The sequence below is a fragment of the Priestia sp. 10L35 genome (assembly GCF_056395685.1).
Map to the genome: position 1 here is coordinate 50991 of NZ_JBFTKA010000004.1, position 24415 is coordinate 75405.

Annotated in this window: 24 protein-coding genes; 4 read left to right on the top strand and 20 right to left on the bottom strand. The window is 37.5% G+C overall.

Annotated elements, in window-relative coordinates; translation table 11 throughout:
- Positions 1-425: 425 nt before the first annotated feature.
- The 9 genes from AC1DEF_RS15860 to AC1DEF_RS15900 form a co-directional block, all read right to left on the bottom strand.
- Positions 426-1238, bottom strand: a complete 813-nt coding sequence (locus AC1DEF_RS15860; RefSeq protein WP_097823924.1) for a BtpA/SgcQ family protein — start codon at positions 1236-1238, stop codon at positions 426-428.
- 84 nt (positions 1239-1322) lie between these two features.
- Positions 1323-2648: a GntP family permease gene (locus AC1DEF_RS15865; protein ID WP_043979330.1), complete on the bottom strand. Its 1326-nt coding sequence runs from the start codon at positions 2646-2648 to the stop codon at positions 1323-1325.
- A 78-nt stretch (positions 2649-2726) separates the two neighbouring features.
- The gene (locus AC1DEF_RS15870) at positions 2727-3443 is read right to left on the bottom strand and encodes a GntR family transcriptional regulator (protein ID WP_043979332.1); all 717 of its coding nucleotides are present in this window, start codon (positions 3441-3443) and stop codon (positions 2727-2729) included.
- A gap of 11 nt (positions 3444-3454) precedes the next feature.
- Complete coding sequence (locus AC1DEF_RS15875) at positions 3455-4471, bottom strand: sugar kinase (RefSeq protein ID WP_097824376.1); 1017 nt, start codon at positions 4469-4471, stop codon at positions 3455-3457.
- Entirely contained in the window at positions 4464-5219 is a 756-nt protein-coding gene (dagF, locus tag AC1DEF_RS15880; protein ID WP_043979334.1) for a 2-dehydro-3-deoxy-phosphogluconate aldolase, read from the bottom strand. Before dagF ends, AC1DEF_RS15875 begins: the two co-directional genes overlap by 8 nt.
- A 1-nt stretch (position 5220) precedes the next feature.
- Complete coding sequence (locus AC1DEF_RS15885; protein WP_097823927.1) at positions 5221-6324, bottom strand: DgaE family pyridoxal phosphate-dependent ammonia lyase; 1104 nt, start codon at positions 6322-6324, stop codon at positions 5221-5223.
- On the bottom strand, positions 6302-7402 hold the full coding sequence (locus AC1DEF_RS15890) for an amidohydrolase/deacetylase family metallohydrolase (RefSeq protein ID WP_097823928.1): 1101 nt from the start codon (positions 7400-7402) through the stop codon (positions 6302-6304). Before AC1DEF_RS15890 ends, AC1DEF_RS15885 begins: the two co-directional genes overlap by 23 nt.
- 153 nt (positions 7403-7555) lie before the next feature.
- A complete protein-coding gene (locus AC1DEF_RS15895; RefSeq protein WP_043979342.1) occupies positions 7556-8479 on the bottom strand; it encodes an oxidoreductase in 924 nt (307 codons plus the stop codon).
- A gap of 154 nt (positions 8480-8633) precedes the next feature.
- Positions 8634-9005: a thiol-disulfide oxidoreductase DCC family protein gene (locus tag AC1DEF_RS15900; RefSeq protein WP_028408045.1), complete on the bottom strand. Its 372-nt coding sequence runs from the start codon at positions 9003-9005 to the stop codon at positions 8634-8636.
- A 419-nt stretch (positions 9006-9424) separates the two neighbouring features.
- Here AC1DEF_RS15900 and AC1DEF_RS15905 point away from each other — a divergent pair, with 419 nt between their 5' ends.
- Complete coding sequence (locus AC1DEF_RS15905) at positions 9425-10648, top strand: MFS transporter (RefSeq protein WP_097823929.1); 1224 nt, start codon at positions 9425-9427, stop codon at positions 10646-10648.
- A 269-nt stretch (positions 10649-10917) separates the two neighbouring features.
- On the opposite strand, the gene AC1DEF_RS15910 is transcribed toward AC1DEF_RS15905, so the two are convergent.
- The 9 genes from AC1DEF_RS15910 to AC1DEF_RS15950 all read right to left on the bottom strand — a co-directional run bounded on the left by AC1DEF_RS15910 (position 10918) and on the right by AC1DEF_RS15950 (position 20406).
- Positions 10918-12129 (bottom strand): MFS transporter, encoded by a 1212-nt coding sequence (locus AC1DEF_RS15910; RefSeq protein ID WP_097823930.1) that lies wholly within the window; start codon positions 12127-12129, stop codon positions 10918-10920.
- 104 nt (positions 12130-12233) lie between these two features.
- Complete coding sequence (gene galU, locus AC1DEF_RS15915) at positions 12234-13142, bottom strand: UTP--glucose-1-phosphate uridylyltransferase GalU (RefSeq protein WP_097823931.1); 909 nt, start codon at positions 13140-13142, stop codon at positions 12234-12236.
- 46 nt (positions 13143-13188) lie between these two features.
- Positions 13189-14391 (bottom strand): macrolide family glycosyltransferase, encoded by a 1203-nt coding sequence (locus AC1DEF_RS15920; RefSeq protein WP_057241867.1) that lies wholly within the window; start codon positions 14389-14391, stop codon positions 13189-13191.
- A 287-nt stretch (positions 14392-14678) separates the two neighbouring features.
- Complete coding sequence (locus AC1DEF_RS15925) at positions 14679-16124, bottom strand: glycosyl hydrolase family 18 protein (protein ID WP_097823932.1); 1446 nt, start codon at positions 16122-16124, stop codon at positions 14679-14681.
- 217 nt (positions 16125-16341) lie between these two features.
- Positions 16342-16563: a spore germination protein gene (locus AC1DEF_RS15930; RefSeq protein ID WP_013056204.1), complete on the bottom strand. Its 222-nt coding sequence runs from the start codon at positions 16561-16563 to the stop codon at positions 16342-16344.
- Positions 16564-16647: 84 nt separating this feature from the next.
- Positions 16648-17502, bottom strand: coding sequence for a DUF1206 domain-containing protein (locus AC1DEF_RS15935; RefSeq protein ID WP_230184545.1), 855 nt, complete (start codon positions 17500-17502; stop codon positions 16648-16650).
- A gap of 35 nt (positions 17503-17537) precedes the next feature.
- Positions 17538-19040, bottom strand: coding sequence for a cardiolipin synthase (gene cls / locus AC1DEF_RS15940; protein WP_097823934.1), 1503 nt, complete (start codon positions 19038-19040; stop codon positions 17538-17540).
- A 257-nt stretch (positions 19041-19297) separates the two neighbouring features.
- Complete coding sequence (locus AC1DEF_RS15945) at positions 19298-19852, bottom strand: hypothetical protein (protein ID WP_097823935.1); 555 nt, start codon at positions 19850-19852, stop codon at positions 19298-19300.
- Between the two features lie 158 nt (positions 19853-20010).
- Complete coding sequence (locus tag AC1DEF_RS15950; protein WP_318331122.1) at positions 20011-20406, bottom strand: ribosomal maturation YjgA family protein; 396 nt, start codon at positions 20404-20406, stop codon at positions 20011-20013.
- 223 nt (positions 20407-20629) lie between these two features.
- Between AC1DEF_RS15950 and desA the strand changes: the two genes are divergently transcribed.
- The 3 genes from desA (at position 20630) to AC1DEF_RS15965 (ending at position 23532) form a co-directional block, all read left to right on the top strand.
- Positions 20630-21673 (top strand): Delta(5) desaturase DesA, encoded by a 1044-nt coding sequence (desA, locus tag AC1DEF_RS15955; RefSeq protein ID WP_043979367.1) that lies wholly within the window; start codon positions 20630-20632, stop codon positions 21671-21673.
- 117 nt (positions 21674-21790) lie between these two features.
- Positions 21791-22933 carry a sensor histidine kinase gene (locus tag AC1DEF_RS15960; RefSeq protein ID WP_025749309.1) on the top strand — a complete coding sequence of 381 codons (1143 nt, stop codon included), beginning with the start codon at positions 21791-21793 and terminating at the stop codon, positions 22931-22933.
- Complete coding sequence (locus AC1DEF_RS15965) at positions 22930-23532, top strand: response regulator transcription factor (RefSeq protein WP_013056197.1); 603 nt, start codon at positions 22930-22932, stop codon at positions 23530-23532. The genes AC1DEF_RS15960 and AC1DEF_RS15965 overlap by 4 nt, the downstream gene beginning before the upstream one ends.
- A gap of 33 nt (positions 23533-23565) precedes the next feature.
- Here AC1DEF_RS15965 and AC1DEF_RS15970 read toward each other — a convergent pair whose 3' ends face one another.
- Positions 23566-24090 carry a cupin domain-containing protein gene (locus AC1DEF_RS15970; RefSeq protein ID WP_097823937.1) on the bottom strand — a complete coding sequence of 175 codons (525 nt, stop codon included), beginning with the start codon at positions 24088-24090 and terminating at the stop codon, positions 23566-23568.
- 126 nt (positions 24091-24216) lie between these two features.
- Positions 24217-24399 carry a hypothetical protein gene (locus AC1DEF_RS15975; RefSeq protein ID WP_029324165.1) on the bottom strand — a complete coding sequence of 61 codons (183 nt, stop codon included), beginning with the start codon at positions 24397-24399 and terminating at the stop codon, positions 24217-24219.
- Positions 24400-24415: the final 16 nt, after the last annotated feature.

Genomic DNA, 24415 nt, shown 5'->3' on the forward strand with positions numbered 1-24415 from the left:
TACATTTACTTATCATTATGCTATCCAACATTCTGTTTTTTATTTCCCCCCTGACCTATAGCTTTTGGGCAATAAAAAAACAGCTCTAATTACAGAACTGCTTCTTACGTTTGATTTGCACAGTTAAGATACTAATTAATATGAAAAGGCTCATTTTTCATTAGATCACCACTATAATAAAAATTAATTAAACAGAGAATTTGTATTCTTCAGATTGGGCGGGATCAATGAAAATTTCTCTTTTAATATTGTCCATTTTCTTTTAGCTATTACTCCAATGAAACTAAGCTGTATATTCTCATCTATTGCTATCTCTTTTTAAATATGTCTTTATTACAGATGAGGTATACAGGTGCACTGTGGACAATTACAGCATCCGTATCAAAACTAAAAGCTAACTGATTCACCTTTACCCTTTTTGTCGTTTAAAGATTGTCACGAAAAAATTTTACTTTGTCCATAAATCTTTTTACACGGTCAACATCCACATGGTTTTCAAATTTACCGTCGTATTTAAATGTTGTACCTACAACTGCCCCATCAGCAATAGATAACTGTTCTTTGAAATTAGTGAAATTAACTCCTGTATTAGCAAGTAAAATTGTATTAGGAACAGCCTCCTTTACGCGCATTAATAACTGCACATCCGTCTTGGCCCCTGCTGTTAATCCAGATACACATAGTGCATCTGGTCGATTGTTAAATACCGTAGATGCAGCAATACTTTCAATTTCCCGCTCAGCCAAATACGCAGCAGATTCAGGAACAACATTATATAATAATTTAACGTTTTTGGCCCCAATTCGATGCTGATGTCTAATTGTTTCTCCAACGTTGGTATTCCAAGTACCAAAATCACTTGCATATACGCCTGTAAAAATTTCTCTAACAAACTTAGCACCAGTAGCAGCCGCTAAATCCAAAGATTTCTTAGCATCCCACAATACATTTACTCCAAAGGGCACTTTAATTTCCGACATCAATTCACCTATAATTCGTGCCATCGCAGCTACAGTTTCTGTTTTAACATCCGTTAAATACGGCATGCTAAACTCATTTGAAAACATAATAGCATCTACTTCGCCTTCTTGAAGAGCATGCAAATCCTTTCTTGCCATTTCTACTACATAGTCCATACCTTTTTCACTATTAAAATATGGATCTCCAGGCAGCGGTAACAAGTGACACATAGCAATAATAGCTTTTTCTGTTCCAAGTATTTCTTTTAACCAGGTCATATACATTGCCTCCTTATTCTACAAATACTATATATCAAGTCAACTAGTAAACCTCCTTCCAAAATAATCAGAAGGAGGAAATTTTCAAATAAAAACATCAAATAATAGAACGCCTCCAAAAGCAATAAACGAAAGCAGTGTTTCTAGTACCGTCCATGTTTTAAACGTCTCTTTTACTGTTAGACCTAGATATTCTTTTACTAGCCAAAAGCCTGCATCATTTACATGAGAGAACATTAGTGATCCTGCTCCTGTCGCAATAACCAGCAGTTCCAGATTGACTCCAGACATATGCACAATGATTGGTGAAACAATGCCGGCAGCTGTTGTTAATGCAACGGTTGCCGATCCGGTAGCAATACGAATTAATCCTGCTACCATAAATGCTAAGACAATAGGAGAAAGCGATATTTGCTCAGACATTTGAGCAATTGATGTACCTACACCGCTATCAATTAAAATTTGTTTAAATCCCCCTCCAGCTCCAATAATTAAAATAATAGATCCAACCGGAAGCAATGATTCTTCTACTAATCTTTTAATTATATCTTTCTTCATTCCCTGACGCATGCCCAAAAGATAAAATGCGGCAAAGCAAGAAATTAAAAGTGCGATGACAGGGCTGCCGATAAATACAAAAAATTTAGTTAAAAAGCTAGAAAGCGGTATATACGGAGCCATAACAGATAACACCATTAATAACACAGGTAATAAGATAATGAAAAATGAAATACCTGTGTTAGGTAATTTTTCAGATGAAGTGCTGATACGAATTAATTCAGGTTCCCCTTCAGGAATCACACGTTTATGCACCCATTTTGCGAATACAGGCCCTGCTACTATTGCTGCTGGAAGAGCAATAATCAATGAATAGAGCAAAACTTTTCCTAAGTCTGCATTATATATTCCAATGGCTGTCATCGCTCCCGGGTGGGGGGGCACAAGACCATGTACAATCGATAGGCCTGCAATTACAGGCAGTGCAATTAATAGAATATTTTGTCTTGTTGTTTTATGAATAGAAATCACTAACGGCAGTAAAATAACAATTCCAACTTCAAAAAAAACTGGAATACCTATTATAAAACCAGCAAAGAGCATCGCCCATGGCAACTTTTTGATTCCAAAAAACCTAATGAAAAACTCCGCCACCTGCATGCCAGCCCCTGAGTCTGACATCATTTTCCCTAAAATCGTTCCAAGCGCCAAGATTCCAACAAGGTGACCTAAAACACTGCCGACTCCTGTTTCATAAGCCCCCACAATTTTGTCCATCGAAAGCCCTGACATAATAGCCAGAAATAAACTGGCAACGGTTAAGCTAATAAAAGCATGCCACTTCCACCAAGAGACTCCTAATACAACAATAACAATTGCTAGGCATGTCACAAGCAATAGATACATATCCATACTAAATTCCTCTTTTCCCCCATTTAGTAAACGCTCTCATTTTTCAGACGAAAAGAATATGTATTCTTCTCGCACTTCTTAAATATCGTAATTCACAATGTATTGCTGCATCTCTGTATTATAATAGCCCTCACTGTATTCGATGATATTTCCTTCTTCATCATATGAATACCGTGATCTCTTTAATAGCGCTTCTCCGGCCTGCACATTCAGTCTTTCGCCTACATAAGAATCAGCTTTTGCAACAGCAAACTGATCTCGAAATTTCTCCAATGTAATATCTTGTTCTTCAATCAAATCGTATAACGACTGTGCATTTAAGTGTGTTAATTCTATCCCTTCCATACGTTGCATGGTTAAATAATGCGTGTAATGAATATAAGGTTCATTATCTAAATAGTAAAGACGTTCTATTTGAATACATTGCTCACCAAACAGCGTATATAAAGTTGTTTCTGGTGCATTTTCAATTGTCTCCGCCCCAAGCAACTTTTTCTGAATGATATGCCCTTTTTCCACCAACACTTCGGTAAAGCGTTTTCCTTTTGAGAGCCTTGAAATAGATGTATTTCGAATAACTCTTGTTCCTTTACCGCTTTTTGTTTCTAAATATCCATCTTTCACAAGTTCTTTAATAGCATTTCGAACCGTAATTTTACTTACTTGAAATTCCTCTTCCAGCTGCGGCTCAGAAGGAATATTTGTTTGAATGGGATACACGCCATGCAAAATTCGATCTTTTAAGATATTTTTTATTTGTAAATACAGTGGTCCTTTTTTTCGAGATACGTTCACTATTACATCCTCTACCTTTCTACATCGCCTACTGATTCTGTCATCGCTTTTTGTATATCGTACTGGGATGACATAGGAGTATCGCCTACGATTGTATGAGCAAGCATTCCCGCTGTTACAGCGAATGCCACAGTCTTTTCTGCTGAAAAGCTCTCTAACTCGCCATATAAAATGCCGCTTGTATAGGCGTCTCCTGCGCCTATTCTATCATAGACAGAAAAAGTAATCGTATCAGAAAATGTAAATGTATGATTTTTATATATAAAACCGCATAAAGAGTGCTTATTGTTCTTATTAATAGATCGGTGCGTACCGGCTACGACAGAAAGACCGTACTTCTTTGCTACCTTTGGAATTAGTTTCATCAGCTGCTTTCTTCTGCTTATTTCTTCTGTTTCCATCTTAAGAATGTGCATAGCATCTTGTTCATTCATCATTACGATATCTGCAAGGTACAGCATATCTTCATAATGAGGTTTTGCGCTTTCATATCCTTCATCTCCCCATAGAGACGGGCGGTAGTTACAGTCAAATACGACCATACCACCGCGTTCTTTTACCGCTTTGGCAAATGATTTCATATAGGATCGGACGGAATCATTCATTGCTAGAGAGATTCCACAAAAATGCACCACATCTACTTTCTCCGCAATATTCTCAAAATCATATATGCCTTCAGGAGCTCTGTTGAAGCTGCTTTCTGAACGGTTGGTATATGTAACTCGGCTAGATCGGGACCCAAATCCGTTTTCTAAAAAATACATACCGACATGTTTTCCGCTGCGTTTAATAAATGACTGCGAAATACCTAACTTTTTAAGATAAGATACAGCCGCATCTCCCACAGCATTATCCGGTAAAGCAGTGATCAAATATCCCGTATATCCGAAGTTCGCCAACCCCGCCGCTACATTTACCCCTGTACCAGAAAACGAATAGCTTAATGTATGAGCTTGAGAGAGTAATTCATATCCTGGTACTTGTAAACGCATCATTACCTCTCCAAATGCTGCAAAGTTCTTAGCCATGCTGATCAACTAACTTTTTCATCTTTTCGAGGAGCTCACGTACATCATTTACTTTTGTTTTTCCTGTTTTCTGGTCAATGATTGACGAATAAACATGCGGAATAATTTTTGGGACGTCGGCTTCCAAAGCAATACGCAAAATTGTTTCAAAGTTTTCTTTATCAATTCCTCCAGTTGGCTCTAAAGCGAATTCTTCTTCCCCGCAAGCGTGTGCCACAGCTCGGAATTCCTCTTCATAGCTTAACCCTTTCATAGGAAAATACTTGAGCGCGTTTCCTCCCATATCACGTACTAGGGCAATAGCTGTTTTGACTGGTACAATAGCTTGTTCATTATGCGCTGCGCTAACTGGGCCAGTCGAAATATTTACGTAGCCGACTTTGCCGGTTGGGGATACTAAACTATTAATCCAGCTATCCTTTTCACCTAGATTAGCACGTGTTGCTCCAACAGCAGGAAATACTTGATTAATATGGCTGCCAGCATAATTCTTTGCAATTTCTGCTACTACAGCTGCTTGACGATTGTCTCCAGCACCTAAACCAATTGATACTGCTCCATCAATTTCCTTTCCGTATTCTTTCATTGCTTTTACTGCTTCTTCTACAGTAGAATAATCCTTGGATAACACGCCTACTAATACATGCCCTTCTGCAGCCTCAAATACTTCTTTGGCATTTTCGACACTGTTTGCTAATACGTTTAATGCTGCACGCTCTTTATAAAAACGTTTTGTAATGTTTGACATGTCAGTTTCCTCCTACAATTTCGCGTATTCTAGACTCAATTACATGTATATCATCGCCCTTTAAAGGTCTTGGGTCGATGTCAAAATATCCTTGTCTTATCCCGTAATCACGTGTATAAATAGCAATTTCACCTTCACTCAACTCTTTTACAACTTCTTCTGCAGTTATATTAGCCTGTTCTGGAATGATTTGAATTCTAGCACGGAATATAGCTCGGCCTGCCTCATCTTGAACAATTGTTACGTTAACGCCTTCTATGTCTTTTAATGACAGTAGCGCTTGTAAACTCTCTTTTTCTTTTGCACTTTTATCTTTCTTTTCTCCATACTCATCAAGTGCTTGAAGTAACCCAAATATTGTTTCCTTTCCTACTTTCATACTTCTTCCAATACAATGTAGTTGAACTTTCAGCCATTCGATATATTTACGTTCACCTCCAACAATTCCAGAAGTTGGTCCTTCAATTGCTTTTGAGCCACTGTAGATTGCAAGGTCTGAGTACTTTACATATTTTTGAAGGTTTTCTTCTGCGGCAGCATCCACAATTAACGGAACATTGTTTTCCTGTGCAATTTCCCACGTTTCTTCCACAGAGATCATATTTTTTTGAACTGTATGATGAGATTTCACATAAAGAATGGCGGCTGTGTTTTCAGAAATCGCTTCTTCAATATGAGTTGCTCTTCCTTCATTAGCGTAGCCAACTTCAATAAGCTTTCCTCCACCTAAATAAACCATTGTTTCAACTGGTGCCCCGTATTGTACGTTATGACCTTTCAGAATAATAATTTCTCTTTTAGGAATTTCTTCTTGATGAAGACGCTCGCTCTTGCGGCGATTTCCCTGTGTAACAAGAGCAGCTACAGAGAGAGCAATTCCACTTGAAGCTGAGTTAACAACCACACCTGCTTCTGCTCCTAAGATCTCAGCAATATAATCGCCTGCTTTATCAACTAAATCAGCGATTTCAACGTAATTTTGTCCTCCTTTTTTCATTGCATCCATTACTGTATCAGTCGGTGCTGATACACCTAAAATACTCATTCGACCGCTCGCGTTAATTACTCGTTTCAAGCCATATTTAGCATTCAATGAACGTTCCATTTACAACTACTCCTTTTGCTTTAATTATTTGCTTACCTTCTCTCTTCTCTCCTTCGGAATCAACAAACAGAACAGGCTTGTCTTCTATAGTAAAAAGAGTTAAATTGGCACGGTCTCCAACTTGTATCCTTCCTAGCTCCGGTCTATTAAGCCACTTTGCCGCATTAACAGTAACGCCATTTACTACTTCTTCAAGGCTGTATCCTAAATAAAGAAATTTAGATAATACATGAGCTAAGCTGTATACAGGCCCATTTAGTCGATTCTTCCGATAAATATCTGTGCTAATTGTATTGAATTTAACATTATGTTTTTTGGCAGCTTCTGCTACTTGAAACGAAAAACTTGCATTTCCGTGCCCTACATCTAAATGAACACCTCGTTGGATGGCCTCCATTAGGAGTGGAAGCGGCTTTCCTTCATCATCAAATAGATTATTAGCTTTTCCATTCAAATAGTGAGTAATAATGTCTCCTTTTTCTAGAATCGAAACAACTTCCTCAATAGCAGGAGGACCAGACCCGACATGAACCATTAATGGAAGTGAAATTTTACTAGACATTTTTCGAGCAAAATATAAAGGCTCAATACCGCTTTTACCTACTACACTTTTGCTTATACGGGCTTTTAAACCTACAATATTGTTTCTATATGCCTTCATGGCTTCAAAAATGTTTTCCGCTTTTAGCCAGTCCATATTTGAAAGCTCATCTGTGCGTTTTAAACCAATATGTGAAATGTTTAAAAACGCTAACAAATTAGTTTTTGCTGCATATTGGCTTTGAATTAAATCTGCTATTTGATCAGCACCGCAGCTTCCTGCATCCACTAGTGTTGTTACTCCTTGCTTCACTCCTATCTCGTCTATCTCATCTCCATATGGTTCGAAATCTGGAAACGCATGAACATGTAAATCAATCCATCCGCTGGATATGTAGGTTCCTGAGTAATCATAAACAAGCGGTGCTTTTCCTTCACCAGCTTTTGCTATCTCAGAGATTTTTCCATTTTCTATAACAATATCAAACTCTTTTTCAGTGACCGATTTGACATTCCTTAATAGAAACCGATTCTTCATTTCGTTCACTCCTCTTATGGTGGCGCTTACACTAATATTAATTATTTTTCTGTTCTTACAAATGTAGAATAACATAAAGAAATAAATAAGTAAATATAACGTTATAATGTTTAAGTTTAAAAAAGATAAAAAGCGACCAATAGCCGCTGGTTTTTATCTTTTCTTGAATATATATGTCACTTTTGTTAATTCTTCCGATATGCTCCATAGCCTTTCAGCTACGTCCGGTTTGAATAAAACATCTCCCATTCTATCTTTTGCAGGATATCCTTTTTTAGCATCTTTTCCGTCTGGCCCAATATATGTACCGCCTTCTATTGATTCAGTGGCTGCATAAAGAGTAGGCAGCGCGCCCATTTCTGCAGATTGACTAAATAGCTTGACTAAAAATTTCAGCAAGCCGTTTGGCTCTTTACCTGAACCTCGTGATAATAGGTTAGTATTTGAAATACCCGGATGTACCGCAGCACTAATTGTCGTCGATCCAGCTGCTTCTAAGCGGTTTTGCAGTTCTTTAGCAAACAATAGGTTGGCGAGTTTACTTTGCCTATAGAACTTCATTGGACTGTAGCCTTTTTCCCCGTCTAGATTATCAAAATAGATTTTTCCAGAATTAGCAGCTATACTGCTTACCGTTACGACTCTTGAATGTGGAGTTGCCATTAGTAAAGGAAGCAGCAAACCCGTAAGCGCAAAATGTCCTAAATGATTACAGCCAAACTGCAGTTCAAATCCGTCTTTCGTTTTGCTGTGAGGCGGAACCATCACGCCTGCATTATTAATGAGAAGATCCAAAGACGAGTATTGTTGAAGAAATTGATTAGCAAAATGCCGAATAGAGCTCAAGTCACTGAGATCTAATGACATAATAGTCACTTTAGCATTTCCGTTATCCGCTTTAATTCTCTTCTTAGCTTCTTTCCCTTTTTCCTCATTACGCACAGCAAGAATGATTTCTGCTCCGCGAGCTGCTAGAGCCCTTGCTGCTTCAAATCCAATACCGCTGTTTCCTCCCGTTATAAGAGCTGTTTTTCCCGTTACACCGGGCATTCGTTCAGCTGTCCATTTTGTTATCATATAGGTTCTCCCTTTCAGCTATAGCTGTTTTTCTAAAATTCACGCGTCTAAGTCACACTAAATTAACGTTTTTTTAAAATTAAGGTATGTATAAAGTATAATGTCTTCAAAACAAAAGGGACAAGCTTTTTCAAAGCTTGTCCCTTTTGTTTGTTTATGTGGTTCGCGGAGAATCGTAGCGTCCAAACCAGTCGTATCGGTTTGTGGAAACCCATTTGTATAGCGGACTAAACGCTTTGTTCATTAATGGTAAATGCAAAAGCACACCTATTGGGAATGTAAGAGGCAAAACAGCTAAAAGCCGTCTGACCGTTTCAAATCCTGCTAGAACTTCCCCTTTTTTGGTCACCATATGAATTTGATCATATAAGTCTCTTCCCTCTTCTTTTAAGTAACTATACTCCGTTCGTTCAATGTATTGAACTGGAATCCACTGAATTTGGTTCGTCCAGTCCAGCGCTTTAATTATTTTTTTTACGTTGTAACATAAAGGACATTGCGCATCAAAAAATACTTTGTGTTTCATTGTTTCCACCTTTCTTCTTTTGTTTCTTTTTCCTTAATTTATAAATACCCTTTTCTCCTTTTTAATAACCACTATTGGGAGGCACTTCTTGTGCATCCTGGCTTTAAAACAAACATTTTTTGTGGGGTTTCTTTTGTGAAGCCGCGAAAGAAGACAGGATTTTTTTATAAAATATCACTTTTTTGGTTTAAAGCACTAAAAACATGTTAGAATAGATTTCATATTGATTTGAAGCAGTAGGTGCACGCATTTAGTCACATACTAAAAAGGACTAAATAAAGGTAATGATAAAAGGTAAAGGTAATGTCTTCATAAACTTATCATGGAAGTAGGTTTATAAATAACGAAGAAAAAAGGAGGAACGGGTGGTTACTTTTATCCCTTTCATATAAGCTTTTTTACGTAAGGATGTGTAAACGATGAAAAATAAGTACATGCTGTCAGCTTCAGGTATGTATATTAACTACTTTCTACTGGGCATGGTCAATATCATGCTTGCATCAAATATGTCATTTTTGACAAAACAATTAAATACCGACGGTGCTGGAATCAGCTATATCATTTCTGCTATCGGAATTGGAAAATTGCTTTCGTATTCTCTATCAGGCGTCTTGTCTGATAAAGTCGGACGAAAGCCTTTGATTATTGTTTCGTCTCTGACGATGGCGATTTTTTTAATAGGAATTCCATTATCGCCAAATTATCAAACAGCCTTTATCTTTGCTATTATCGCTGGTATTGCAAACTCTGCTATGGATGCTGGAACGTACCCTGCTTTGATTGAGGTCTTTCCTAAATCTTCAGGCTCAGCCAGTGTTCTTGTAAAAGCATTTATTTCTGCAGGAGCGGCACTTCTGCCGTTTATGATTGCCTTTTTTGCAGATCGTGATTTGTTTTATGGGTATGCTTTTTTTCTTCCTGCTCTTATTTATTTACTAAATATGATCTTTATGTTCAAACTGTCTTTTCCCAATCATAAACGCGAACAGAGTACAGTTCAACAGCAAAATACAGCAGAGAATAAATTTATCTCTGCTCCTAAAATGAAACAAGAAGGAATTGCTCTTATTGTGATTGGATTTACTTCTACAGCGCTTTTTACGGTGGCTCAAATTTGGCTCCCTACTTATGGTCAACAAGTATTAGGTATGGCTGAAAGCAGCTCGGTCCGCCTTTTAAGCTACTACAGCATCGGAGCTTTAATCTCTGTTTTAGTATTAGCTGTATTATTAAGCAAAGTGCTTCGTCCTGTAACGGTTATTCTCGTTTACCCGATGATTACCCTTATAGCCGTACTTACGCTTCTTTTTGTTAAAGTACCTGCTATTGCAATTGCAGCTGCTTTTTTCATGGGATTTTCTACGGCTGGAGTCTTTCAATTAGCGATTACTGTTATGACCGAGCTTTTCTGGAACAAAAAAGGAACGGTTACTGGAATTGTAGCGACGGCTGCTGGACTAGCTGCTATTTTATTGCCTTTAGCAACAGGGCTTATGTCTAAAACGGGACATATTTCAATTATCTTTATTTTTGATGCGATGCTTTCAGTAGTAGGTATGGCAGCGGCAGCTTTTGTTAATTACCGCTACCGCAAAATTTTAAATAAAACACGCAGCGAACAAATTCAAGAAACAGCCTCATAAAAAAGAGGCTGGGGCAAAAATATTTTAGAGAAAGTAAAAAAAACGAACCATTAATCAATGGTTCGTTTTTTTGTTATAAAGTGGAACAGATCAGACCCCGCAGGAGCGCAAACGACGAGGAGGCTCATCGGCCACCCGCGGAAAGCGAAGACTTGTACGGAAATCAACTGCGGTGGCACAAGCAATCCATACGAGCTCATGTATACTATTTGTCCGCCTTTAGATTGAATTAATTTGGTAATGTCTCAACCTCTTCTTAACTTTTCTTTTCAACTCATTTTCTCAGCTGATTTTTGCTTCATAAACAGGAACATCACACCTGAAATAACCGCGAAAACAGCTAAAATGTAAAAAGTAGAAGGCAGCGGAATCACGCTGACTAATGACCCCATAGCTAAGCTGCTGACAACTGCTGAAGTTTGTATAGCCGTCATATATGCCGTTGTGGCTAGTCCAATTTGACGCGGAGCCAGTGACTGAGCATACACCATTCCCACTCCCATTGTAGCGGACAGAATAAAAGCATAAAATACTTGAAGCACAATTAACCCACTCAGCGGTAAATGAAGGCTCGTTAAAATAAAATAAAGCACTTGGCAAGCAATTCCAATGATAAAGAATCGTTTAACTCCGATCTTATCAGAAAAATAGCCCCCTAACGGCATAAATACTAGCTCAAAAACAGATGTAACGGTAAAGAGAATCCCTACAATCGAAACGGATTGTTTTAACGTATCCGTTATGTAGAGCGGCAAATACATAGAACGCCCGGAATCACCCGCAAAAATGAAAAGAGCTGCTACGAATACAGCTATTAATATAGAAGGTATACCGGCTGGCGCTTTTGAAGATGCATGAGCTGAAGTTTGAGGCATACTGTCTTCTTTAAGCGCAAAAAGAACCCACCCTAAAGTTGCTAGCGATAACAACCCTGATAATAAAAATAAAAGAGTATACCCTCCGTGGTCAATAATTAAAGCGCCAAGCATAGGTCCAAAAATATAGCCTTGTGAAAAAGCCATTCGCACGGTACCAGTAATCGTACCTGCCTGCGATTTGCTTTCTTGCTTTTTAACAATAAAATCATTCAGCAGGGCAAAGAAAAAAGAAAACGCATTAAACCCTCCTATAGCAAGTAAAATGAGTGCTATTGTATAAGAATGCGTAAACGCTAACGGCACTCTTGAAATGGTTCCAATCAGTAACGCCCAAATAATAAATGGCTTTCGTTTCCCCCATTTGTCTGATAACGAAGCTAAATAAAACGATACGATTAAACCAATAATGCTCATTGGCACAAATAAAAATCCTGCTTGAAAAGAAGTGGCATGCAATGTATTTGTTGCCCAAACCGTTAAATAAGGCATAAAGCCGCCAACGGATAATCCAATAATAAATAATGAAATAAAAATCGTTCGAAAATCCCGGTCTGTAAACACAATCTTTATGCCTGATACAAACGAATTTTCTATTTTCGACATAAACTCATTTCAACCCTTTCTATCCAGCTGTCAAACGTTCCATTTCCGCAAAAAAAATGCACCTTTCTTCAAGAAAAAGTAGAAGAAAGGTGTGTAAATGAAGGTTATTTTCCAATTTGTACAGCAATTTTTTCTTTTTGTTCTTCTTTGCTGATAAGTTCTTTGAATTTGGTCAAAAGAGGTGCTTTTAATTCTTCATCTTTTAATGCAAAAGCAAGAGTCGTAAAAATAAAATCTAACTTTTCTCCTGCATCATAACGTTCGCCCTCGAATTCGTAAGCATAAATAGAACGGTCTATATTCATACGCTGAATAGCATCTGTTAGCTGAATTTCCCCGCCTTTTCCAGCTTCCTGCGTTTCAAGATAATCAAAAATGTCAGGTGTAAATACATAGCGTCCAATAATTCCTAAATTAGACGGAGCTTCTTCGACTGATGGTTTTTCTACAAAACCATTCACTTCGTATAACCGGTTTTTATTTGCTTTTGGATCTATAATCCCGTAACGGTGAACGGATTCTTCCTCTACGCGCTGTACGCCGATAACCGATGATCCCGTTTGATTATACTGGTCAATCAGCTGTTTTAAACAAGGCTGATCTGGGTCTGTTAAGTCATCTCCAAGTAAAACTGCAAACGGTTCGTTTCCAATAAACTGTCGAGCACAGCCAATTGCATGGCCAAGGCCCTTCATTTCTTTTTGACGAACGTAATGAATATTCGCTAATTCAGAGATATGCTCCATTTCTTCTAATAGTTCAGTTTTTCCCTTTTGATGAAGCAAGTGCTCCAGTTGAATATTGTGATCAAAATGATTTTCAATTGCTTGTTTCCCGTTTCCTGTAACAATTAAAATATCTTCGATTCCTGATTTTAAGGCTTCTTCTACAATAAATTGAATTACGGGCTTATTTACAATTGGAAGCATTTCTTTTGGGATAGATTTTGTAACGGGTAAAAAACGAGTACCTAACCCTGCTGCTGGTATAACTGCTTTTTTTATAGTCTGCATATTATATTTACTCCTCTCTGTTAGTTATCTAGCTGCCTTACATCTATTACGCTTTGACAGGCACCACATTGAAAATTTCTTTCACTCCTTGCTTGTATCCTCCCGCTGAGCGAAGTGATTCTCCAATTTGTTGTGCATGCTGTTTATATGTGTGAGTAGTTAAAACGTCGTTAACTGTCTTTTTGATTAGCTCAGCAGATACATTATTTTTATCTAATTTTACACCTGCTCCTAACTCCTGCACGCGATCGCCAACCATAAATTGATCCACTGCCATTGGAATAACGACAAGGGGCGTATCGTAGTATAAACCTTCACTGCTGCTGTTCATTCCGCCGTGAGTAATGAATAAATCCGCACGTTTTAAAATTTCTAGCTGCGGTACGTATTGTTTCACAACGAAGTTTTCTGGAATGTGTGCTAATTCTTCAGGTTTGGTATTTTTACCAATAGATAAAATAACTTTACCCTCAAAATCTTTTAATGCTTCTACACATAAGTTATAGATTTCTAGCTGCTGATTAAAAATAGTTCCCATAGAAACAAAAATAATTTTTTCATTTTCATTTTGTAAGTAAGAAGGATCTTCAATGTCTAATCGTTTAACAATTGAAGGACCAATAAACTTGTACTCACTCGTAAATTCAGATACGTTTGGCTGAAAGAATTCTGACGTAAATACTAGCGTAATATCCCCTGGATTCGACATAATGTCAATGGAATCTTTTAACTGAGTATTATATTGGTTGTTGAACTTATTTAATGATTTTTCGAATTGAGGATAAAAGGAAGATTGGTCAGGTTCTGTTTGACCACTTGGCATCATACAAGTTGCTAACTCCTTATTTAACGCAAATGTTGTACAAAGAGAAACCTTCGGAAGCTGAAGAAGGTCGGCCACAGCGGAACCTGCTAAAAGGTGATAATCATAAAGTACATAATCATATGTTTCATGTTTCGTTTCACTCATAATTTTAGTAATAATATTTTCAGATTCATTTAAAAACAAATTCATTATTTCATAGCGGTCATAAGACTCTTCATTTGTCATCCGGTTGCTCATATCAAGACTTGGACGAAAATCTTCGTATTCACGAAATTCCGCGCCTGATTTCCGAATTTTTTCAGCATAGTCTTCAATGCCATAATAGACGACCTTTTCCCCTTGAGCCATCAACTCTTTTACAATTCCTAAAGAAGGATTCACATGTCCTTCACCTGGAAAGCCTATTACTAATACTTTTCCCATAACATTCATTCCTTTCACTTAGTTAATAATTAAATCACTTAATTGTTAATTTAGTAAATTTATTGTATAGAAACTGAATTTACTATAAATTATCTTTATCGTAAAGTCATTAAGCGTTTTCAACTAAAAAAAGGTTAAATAGGCTCATTTTGGAATATAGTTATAAATTAACTCAAGAAAAACAAATATTGTAAAATTTATCTCGTTTGTAAATAGATGTATGCGCTTCATTATGATGCAAATAAAAAACACACCTCACTAAATCAAGCAAGAGGTGTGTTTTTTATTTAAAAGTTGTATAACTCCCATATATCTGAGGTTTCTGAACCAATATACCAAGCTGCCGCCCCACCTAAATGATAGTCATTAATTAATTTAACCCGGCGCTGCATAGATGCTTTGTCTTCGAGCCATATTTGATGCTTCGTACCATTTTCCGTGTATTCTACATAGTACTGTGAGGCTTGGCTATCCCATTTTTCAGCTAACTTTTTAGAAGAGATAACAGCTTCGGCTTCTTTCATCGTTAAGTCTTTTGTGACAACTTTTTTGGTCGATAGGTCCGTTTTCCATTCTCGCGTATAAAAAGGAACTCCCAGAAGGATTTTGTGTGCAGGTACATCTTTCATAAGAAGTTGTGCGCCTTCTTTCACCCAAGGCAGTGAAGCAACAGATCCTGGAACCTGACTTCCTCCCCAGTGTTCTTCATATCCCATCATAATGACATAGTCTGCCACTTGACCAATCTGTTTCCTATCAAAGCTTCCCGACCAAAAAGGATCATTATTTTCTCTTGTTACGTCTACTGAAATAGTCATACCATGAGGTTTTAACACTGCTTTTAATTCTTTAATAAATAAAACAAAATCTTGTTTGTTTTTGATATTAATGTTTTCAAAGTCAACATTGATCCCATCGCTGTTTGTTTTTACTAGCGAACTTTCTATTGATGATACAAGCTTTTTCCGCTTTGCTTTATTGCTTAGCACATCACTTGTAAGTACATCATCAAAATTGTTGCCAATAAGCGGCCAGACTTTTTTGCCGTTTTTATGAGCCGTTTGAACATATGATTCATTTATAGAAGATGAAACAACTTTGTCATTCGACGTTAGCGTAAACCAACGAGGTGAAACAACGTCTAAATTCTTTTGCTTCATCGATTCTGTATAGCCTGCTGTTTTTTCATTAAAGCTCCAACCCATAACTACAGGCTGATGCTTCTTTTGCACTAAATCAGATTTTTTGATCCAGCCCTTTTTCCCTTCCAAAAGCTGTACTTGTATATAGTAATCAGGAATAATAAGCGTTTGTCCGGGCTTAATATTTGTTGAGGATAGCTGATTTAACTTTGTTAATTCATTTGCTTTTACACCGTACTTTACGGAGACTTTCCAAAGCGTATCTCCTGATACTACTTTATGTAACAAGCCTTTTGGTGGTATTTTCAGCGTTTGCCCTGGAATCAGCTCCGTCTTTTTTAGCTGATTTTGTTTTATTAGATCACTGACTGTTACACCGTATTGCTTAGCTAATAACCATAGTGTATTTCCCGGCACTACCGTATGAGTAGTAACCTGAGCTGCATCTCCAGCTTCAGATGAAATGACAGGAAATTCTTCTCCTTTTTTCACTGTCTGCATAACAGAAGAATGTAAGGAAGGAGAACGATATACGTTTACGTTGTCACCTTTGACAGTGCCCACTGAAGAAGCAGCGGCTCCTTTACTCATCGGGGCCAATCCTCCACTGAAAAGACAGAGAACGATCAGGCTCATACATATTTTCTTCATTTTATAATTTCGCCTCCCCACTTTTTGACATCACCTGTCTAGTTTACTACTCCTATAAGATAGAATCCTAGAGGTACATTGTGGTAAAGAAACGTCTGGGTATACGTGAAATACAAATAAAAAAGCTTACCGTCCGATGACGATAAGCTTTCGTTTCTTATGCATTTCCCACTACATTTTGATCCTTAATATCCATATCAATTGTATTAGCGGTACTGGAACTGCTTGTAATATTCATAAAATTCCCTGTGTTCCCGCTGCCAGAACCGACTGTTGTAAAAGCTGTACTTTTTGGCTTAATAGCCAGACAATCACCAAACTCCACTGAAGATGAAACCAATACATTCGAGATATTTACGGCTCCTACTACCGATGGCATCTGCCTCTCCTCCTGTTCATTATCTATCTGCTATATGATATGAGCAGAAGGTCAAAAAGTAGCTTTTTCATCTTTTTAATTTTATTAAGGATCAATTCGTTTATACCTTGATTCTGCAAACATATATACTCCGTATGCCATAAGCCCGATTGATACGATAGCCAGCAGTATAGACCCAAAAGGACGCTGTGCTACTTCAGCAAGGGCTCCATCTAATCCTTTCGTTTCGTCTGGATCCGCTTGAAGAGCCGTGCGAATAAGAAAGAAACCAATAATGCCAAAGACGATACTTCGAGCAATAATACCTGCTTTTCCAATATGCCCGCTCCATCGCCACTCTTCTTTTGACATTTCGTTTTTCTTTAGTTTTTTTAAGAAGCGTCCTGAAAGAGCCCAATATACTTGTCCAATCCCAAAGATAATAACGCCGATACCTGTAAGCGCAATGATGGTTTGCCCAAAGGGATAAGATAACAGCTTGGCTGATACCGTTTGATAATGCTTACCTGAGGTATGAACGTGAGCATGAAGCAAAATTTTCACCGAACTCGCACAAAGACTAATATAAAACGTCGCTACAACTAAATAGCCCAAACGAGTGAAAACGCCTTTTACCCCATGCCCAACGTGGTGAGGATCAAAAATAGCAGAAATGATTTGCCAAAACGCATATCCACTTAAACCTACTGCCAAGACAATTAAAATCAAAAATCCAAACGGCTGCTTTGCAATTGTGTGCAGGGCTCCTTGAGAAGTAACTAAATCGCCTTTTAATCCGAAAGCTGTCTGAATCGCTAATATACCGATGATAAAATAGACCACACCTTGAGCCACATGACCAAACCGTGAAAAACGTACGACAAATGGCTTAGTACGTTCTTTTAAGCGATGTAACTTTCGACCAAACGTATCTTTTTTAACAAATGGAGATTCACCCATACGTTTCCTCCTGCTTTTTGAAAACAAACTTTATTTTATAAAACACCTGAAAATAAGCGTGCAAATGACTCTTTCGAACGTTCTACTAAGCTTCGCTTGTAAAATGCTACTGGTTTGATCAAATGACTGTCTTCAATATCTTCTTCGTAATTTTTGATGAGCGTTTGAATCGTCTCTCCTTCAATTAAAAATGCATTAACTTCAAAGTTCAGATGAAAACTTCTCATATCCATATTTGCAGTACCGACCGAAGCCATATCTCCGTCTATAATCACAATTTTTTGATGCAAAAACCCTTTTCTATACGAATATACTTCAATTCCACATCGAAGAAGTTCAGCAAAATATGACCTAGTTCCATATTGAGTCAGAAAGCCATCATTAATTTCGGGTACCATAATCCGTACCTCTACACCTTTTCTAGCCGCAATACGAAGGGCGGTTCTTATGGCTTCATTTGGAACAAAATAAGGAGTTGAAATCCAGATTGATTTCGTCGCGCTTGTAATCATAGTATAGTAATAATCACTCATATTTTCCTGCGTATCTGGCCCTGTCGCCACCACTTGCACAAAGCCTTCTCCTTCAACAGGATGAGGCTTTGTATACGCTTCATCGTTAATTAAGCATTCCCCAGAAACGTATTCCCAATCGAACATAAAGATCGAATGCAAGGTTTGAACAGATTCTCCTTTTAGCATCAGATGAGTATCTCTCCAAAAACCAATTTTTTTGTTTTTTCCTAAATACTCATCCCCAACATTCAATCCCCCTACAAAACCTACTTCCCCGTCAATTACGACTATTTTACGGTGGTTTCGAAAGTTGAATTTTTGATTGAAAAATCCATACTTAATAGGTAAGAAAGGATGCACTTTAATATTCGCTTTTTTCATTCGTTTAATATCTGAACCCGATAGTGTAAAACTTCCCATTGTATCGAATGTAAAGCGCACTTCTATACCTTCGCTTGCTTTTTTTATTAAAATATCAATGATTTCTTTTCCTAGAGAATCTGAGTGAAACATATAGTATTCCATATGAATAAACTGTTGTGCTGATTGCAGATGCTTTTTGATTTCATTAAACGTTTCTTGCCCGTTCTTAAGGACGTAGGTTTTTGTATGAACATTCATCTTTGTCAAAGATACACATTGAAGATACTGAGCAAAGTAACGCTGATGCGATTGAAGCGGCGATAGATCAGGCGTCGTTTCTTTGTCTGCCATCTTTCTAAGCATCTCTCGGTTATGCATACGCTTTTTTTTAAACATATGCCCCTTTAAATAGAGCTGTCCTGAATACAAATAAAAGAAAAAACCTGCAACAGGGAAGAAAAAGAGGACATACATCCAAACCAACGTACTTTCAGGCGTTCGATTTTCAAGCATAAGTGAATACATACAAATGAAAATGATGACACCATATAATCCAACTAAGGCATACTTCCAATGAACATCAATAGAGGTAAAAAAGAAAGCATAAATGGAAAGTAAAATAATAAATAAAAAAATAAAGTCCAACCGGCGTTTTTTCATAAAAGCTCTCCTAAAAACAAACTGTATTGTATCACTTGTCTATCTTTCATATGAGGTAGTATATGGAATACACAGAATTCTTATCATGCATGCTACCTAAATTGTACATATATTTGCACAAAAAGCAGTTTAGCCGCTTAAGCAACTAAACTGAACTACCTTAGACAAGCATCATTCATATACCTATACCCTGGATGGTAAAACAAAAAACCTCCTTACGGGGAGGTTTTTTGCTTCACACGCATGACGATGTCTTTTTATAAGTTGGTATAACCGGACTCTTTTTCTTTTTTAGGCCAAACGAAATTAGAAAGAGATAATAAGAAATCAATTCCTACAATAACTGTCCAAAATTCCACTACATTTTGCAGCACGTTGGTTTTTCCATTTGGTACTATATACATCATCGCCGCTAAAAGAGCTGCTCCAATAGCGTAAGCAACAAGATGCTGTAGCCATGACTTAAAATAATGCTTTGCATATTCTTTTCCATAGCGCCTACGGGGTTTTTCTCCGCTTTTCATCACATAATATTGAAAGCGTTCGTCTGCCCATTGAATCATACTTTTTCCAAAAGCGATCGAAATTCCAATATACACGGCTGCAATAGCGTGAGCATAGGTCGCTGTAGCACCTCCGTAAAGGTCTACGCTCGTCACAATCAGAAGAAAAAAATCAACAACAGGTGTTAGAGCTAAAATAAAAAAACTGAGCTTTTGTTTTTTAAACATATACCTTGCTGCTAATCCTAAAAGGATGACTATCCAAAAAGCGATTTCACATGCAATAATCATCCAGGCTATTAAGTTCAAATAATCCCCTCTCTTCCTCTCGTTCAACGAATAGACAATTGGTTTTAAGTGAAAAATTTTTATGCATAAGTTTATTTTTATGTATATACATCCTGCTTCATAACCTTACGTCTTATTCCATCCTCAGCTGAGTTCTAAAATTCGTTGAACCGTATTTGCTAGGCGGATCTTTTAAATCGATATCTATAATATTCCGAGCTCATTCCTACCCCGACTCCAATCGAATAAGCCAGTATATCGCTCCATAAGAAGCCATACCCCAGAATGAGCCCTCCTAGCGCAGTCTTTCTTATGTCATCAATCCACCGAGCGTGATACAACTGTGTAAATTCAATGAAGTAACAAAACACTATAGCAAACATACCAGTCATTTTTATCCTCCATGCAGGAAACAAAAAACCCGCGCTGACAAAAATCATTAAGGCCCATAACGAATCTCCCGCATATATATTTACGATGTGAGGAAGATACGCGGTAAGTTTTCTTGATAAAAGGCCTGCTCCCATGATCCCAAAAGCTAGAAGAAGATATACCCATCTATTTCTTTTATTCATTTCAAACTCCTTTTTTCTTCTTAAATACTCCGTAGCAATAAGCCTTCACTGTATAATTTTATCAGAACCGCAGACTGTTAAATACCGCTTTTTTTCATTTTTTACAGCTTCCCCCTACGTATATATGACAACTGTCATGGTTTCTATATGACACGTATGTCTTAAATAGTCAGAAAAATCTCTTTATACTGAGGGTAATATACGGTGATGAAAGGAATTTCATATGACTATACAAAAACAAAAGAATTTACGAAAACAAGTTGCACCTTTTGAAAAAGCAGTAATGAAAGACAGCATAAGACAATTGATTAATACTTTTTTACCTTTTTTCACACTGTGGTTTCTCGCTTATGAGAGCCTATCAATTTCTTATTTTTTAGCATTTCCGCTAACTGTTATCGCAGCAGGATTTTTAGTAAGAATATTCATTATTTTTCATGACTGTTGTCACTACTCTTTCTTTAAAAGTAGACAACACAATAAAATTCTCGGAACCATTACCGGTGTCTTAACGATGTTCCCTTACAGTCAATGGGGACATAGCCATGCAATTCACCATGCAACAAGCAGCAACTTAGATAAAAGAGGTACGGGTGACATTTGGGTGTTAACCGTAACAGAATATAAAGAAGCTTCTATTTGGAAAAAAATCGCTTACCGTATCTATCGCAATCCGTTCATTATGTTCGGCGTGGGACCTATATATGTATTTTTGATTACAAACCGATTCAATCAAAAAAATGCGAAGAAACAAGAAAGAATGAATACGTATCTTACAAATGTATTGATCGTTGCATTAGCAGCAGCGACCTGCTGGTTGGTAGGGTGGCAGGCGTTCCTATTAATTCAAGGACCGATTTTCTTCATTTCAGGTTCAATTGGAATTTGGCTGTTTTATGTACAGCATCAGTTTGAAGATTCTTATTTTGAAGAAGATGAGCACTGGGATTATGTAAAAGCTGCCGTTGAAGGAAGTTCATTTTACAAGCTTCCAAAACTATTGCAATGGCTAACAGGCAATATTGGGTTTCACCATGTACATCATTTAAGCCCAAGAGTGCCAAACTATAAGCTTGAAGCTGTTCATCAACACACGCAGCCTCTTCAAAATGTACCAACCATTACACTCGCAACAAGTCTTCGCTCTCTTCGATTCCGTCTATGGGATGAAGAAAACAAAATGTTTGTGAGCTTTAAAGAAATAAAAACACGCTCAGCTGCACCAAAAGCAAGCAGAATGTCATCTCAAACAAAAGCAGAACTTTAATAAAACAAAACAGTCAAGCTTTCAAAAGCTTGACTGTTTTATCTATCTCTCTAAACTTATTTCGTTCTACTTTGTGGTAAACTAATAGTGTATTTTAACAAGTAAACGAGGTTCTTTATGAAAAAATATACGTTTTTCCAAAAAATCACTGGGCTATCTCCGTACATATGGACGGTATTTGTCATTCTACCATTTTATTTTATTTTACAGTCTTCATCCATGAATCACATTATTGTTGGTTCGTTACTCACCATCTTATTTTTTATTTTCTATCGTTTTGCGTTTGTTTCAACAGGCAAGTCCGTTTACGTATGGACGGCTTTGTTAATCGTTATTTCCTTAGCCCTGACAACTATTTTCAATTATATTTACTTTGCCTTTTACTTTGCTTTTTTTATCGCTTATTTTATTGGAAATATCCAAAAACGACTCGCTTTCTTCACTTTGTATGCTGTTCATTTAATTAGCACCGTTATTTCGGTAAACTTTAACGTTGTTATGCAAGAAGAGATCTTTTTAAAACAGCTGCCTTTCATTTTTGTAATTTCCATCAGTGTGATTGTACTGCCATTTAGCATTTATAATCGGAAGAAGCGAGACCGGCTGGAAGAACAGCTTGAAGATGCAAATAAACGTATTTCTGAGCTTGTAAAACAGGAAGAACGCCAGCGGATAGCTCGCGATCTGCACGATACGTTAGGACAAAAGCTGTCTCTTATCGGTCTAAAAAGTGATTTAGCAAGAAAACTTATTACAAAAGATCCTGAAAAAGCAAAATCAGAATTAAAAGATGTCCAGCAAACAGCGCGCACGGCTCTTAATGAAGTGAGAAACATGGTTTCTCAAATGCGTGGAATCCGCCTTAGTGAAGAACTAAAACGCGTTCAAGAGCTTTTAGAAGCTGCCGAAATTAAGTTTGTAGGAGAAGAAGCCATTTCATTAGAGAATGTGTCGTTGCTAATTGAAAATATTCTTAGCATGTGCTTAAAAGAAGCAGTAACCAATGTGGTCAAACATAGTCAAGCCACCGTTTGCACGATTACTTTACATCAGTCTGCAAAAGAAGTAGGCATAACGGTAGAAGACAATGGAGTTGGTATTAATACGAAGAAAACCTGCTGGAAAGGAAACGGTCTTTTAGGAATGAAAGAACGGCTGGAGTTTGTAAACGGCCATCTTGATATCTCCAGTCAAGGGGGGACGATTATTCATATTACAGTTCCAAACATCGTTAAACATATTAAGGAGGAACAATTATGATTCGAATTGTTATTGCCGAAGATCAGCAAATGATGTTAGGGGCTTTAGGCTCTTTGTTAAATTTGGAAGATGACATGGAAGTTGTCGGAAAAGCTTCAAATGGGGAACAAGCGGTATCACTTGCTAAGCAGCACCAGCCAGATATATGCGTAATGGATATCGAGATGCCTCTTAAAACTGGGCTTGAAGCTGCAGAGGAACTGAAAGATTTAAACTGCAAAGTCATCATTTTGACAACGTTCGCTCGCTCCGGCTATTTTCAAAGAGCTTTGAAAGCAGGCGTAAGCGGATACTTGCTAAAAGATAGTCCGAGTGAAGAACTCGCAAATTCCATTCGAAGCGTGATGGCAGGCAGACGCCTCTATGCTCCAGAATTAGTGGATGACTTATATAGTGAATCTACCAGTCCTCTTACAGCTAGAGAGAAAGAAGTATTAGCTCTAGTAGCTGATGGAAAAAACACAAAAGAAATTGCTGACGAACTATCTATTAAGACTGGAACGGTGCGCAATTATATTTCTACCATTCTGGACAAACTCGAAGTAAAGAACCGCATTGAAGCCATTACTCGCTTTAAGGAAAAAGGCTGGTTCAAATGAAAAAAGCATGCATCAAACCGAGATGCATGCTTTTTAAGCATTTGGCAATTTATCGTACCCTAATTTGTCGATGATCACAACATGCTCGGGGAATTCATCAAGCAGCTGTTGTTTTGTGAATAATTCAAAGTCACGGAAATCAAAACCTGGTGCGACCATGCATCCAACGAGAGAAAACGTATTCTCATTTGCCACAGAAGAACCAAAAATCGTATCTCTTGGAACTAAAAATTGAGGAACTTCTCCATTTTCTAAGTTTGTACCTAGTTTTACTTCTTGATAGGTTCCGTCGCGGTAAATAATATGAATGGTTAAAGGACTTCCCCCATGATAGTACCATAGTTCATCTGATTGCAGCCGGTGGAAATGCGATACATCTTGAGACCTTAATAAAAAGTAAATACTCGTGTATAGAAATCGTTTATCATCAAACTGCGATGACACTTCTTTATCAGAAATTTCATCATTGGAGCGATAGGTTTGTTTATAAAACCCTCCTTCTGGATGAGGCTGAAGCTCGAGCTTTGAAATCCAATATTCCCACTTACGTAAATCCATTACGTTCCTTCCCTTCCTTTTTCTTTTATCATTAACTACATCATAGTAAATCATTCTTTCTAACACAACAAACGGCTTCATTATTCCATCAGGAAAAATGAAGCCGCTACCACTGGTATTTTATCATTACATCCTACCCTTTCTGTTAGCACGGTTATATCTATACCTGCTAGAATGGCAGCGATGAAATAAATATGTCATATACAAATCTAACTGAAATCGATCTCCCTCAATGAAACATTGAAACGGCTGTTCTCTGCCTTGATCATTTTTTGCAGATGAACGCTGCTTAAACGGGACAATATTCATCTCTTTTCCCCCTCAG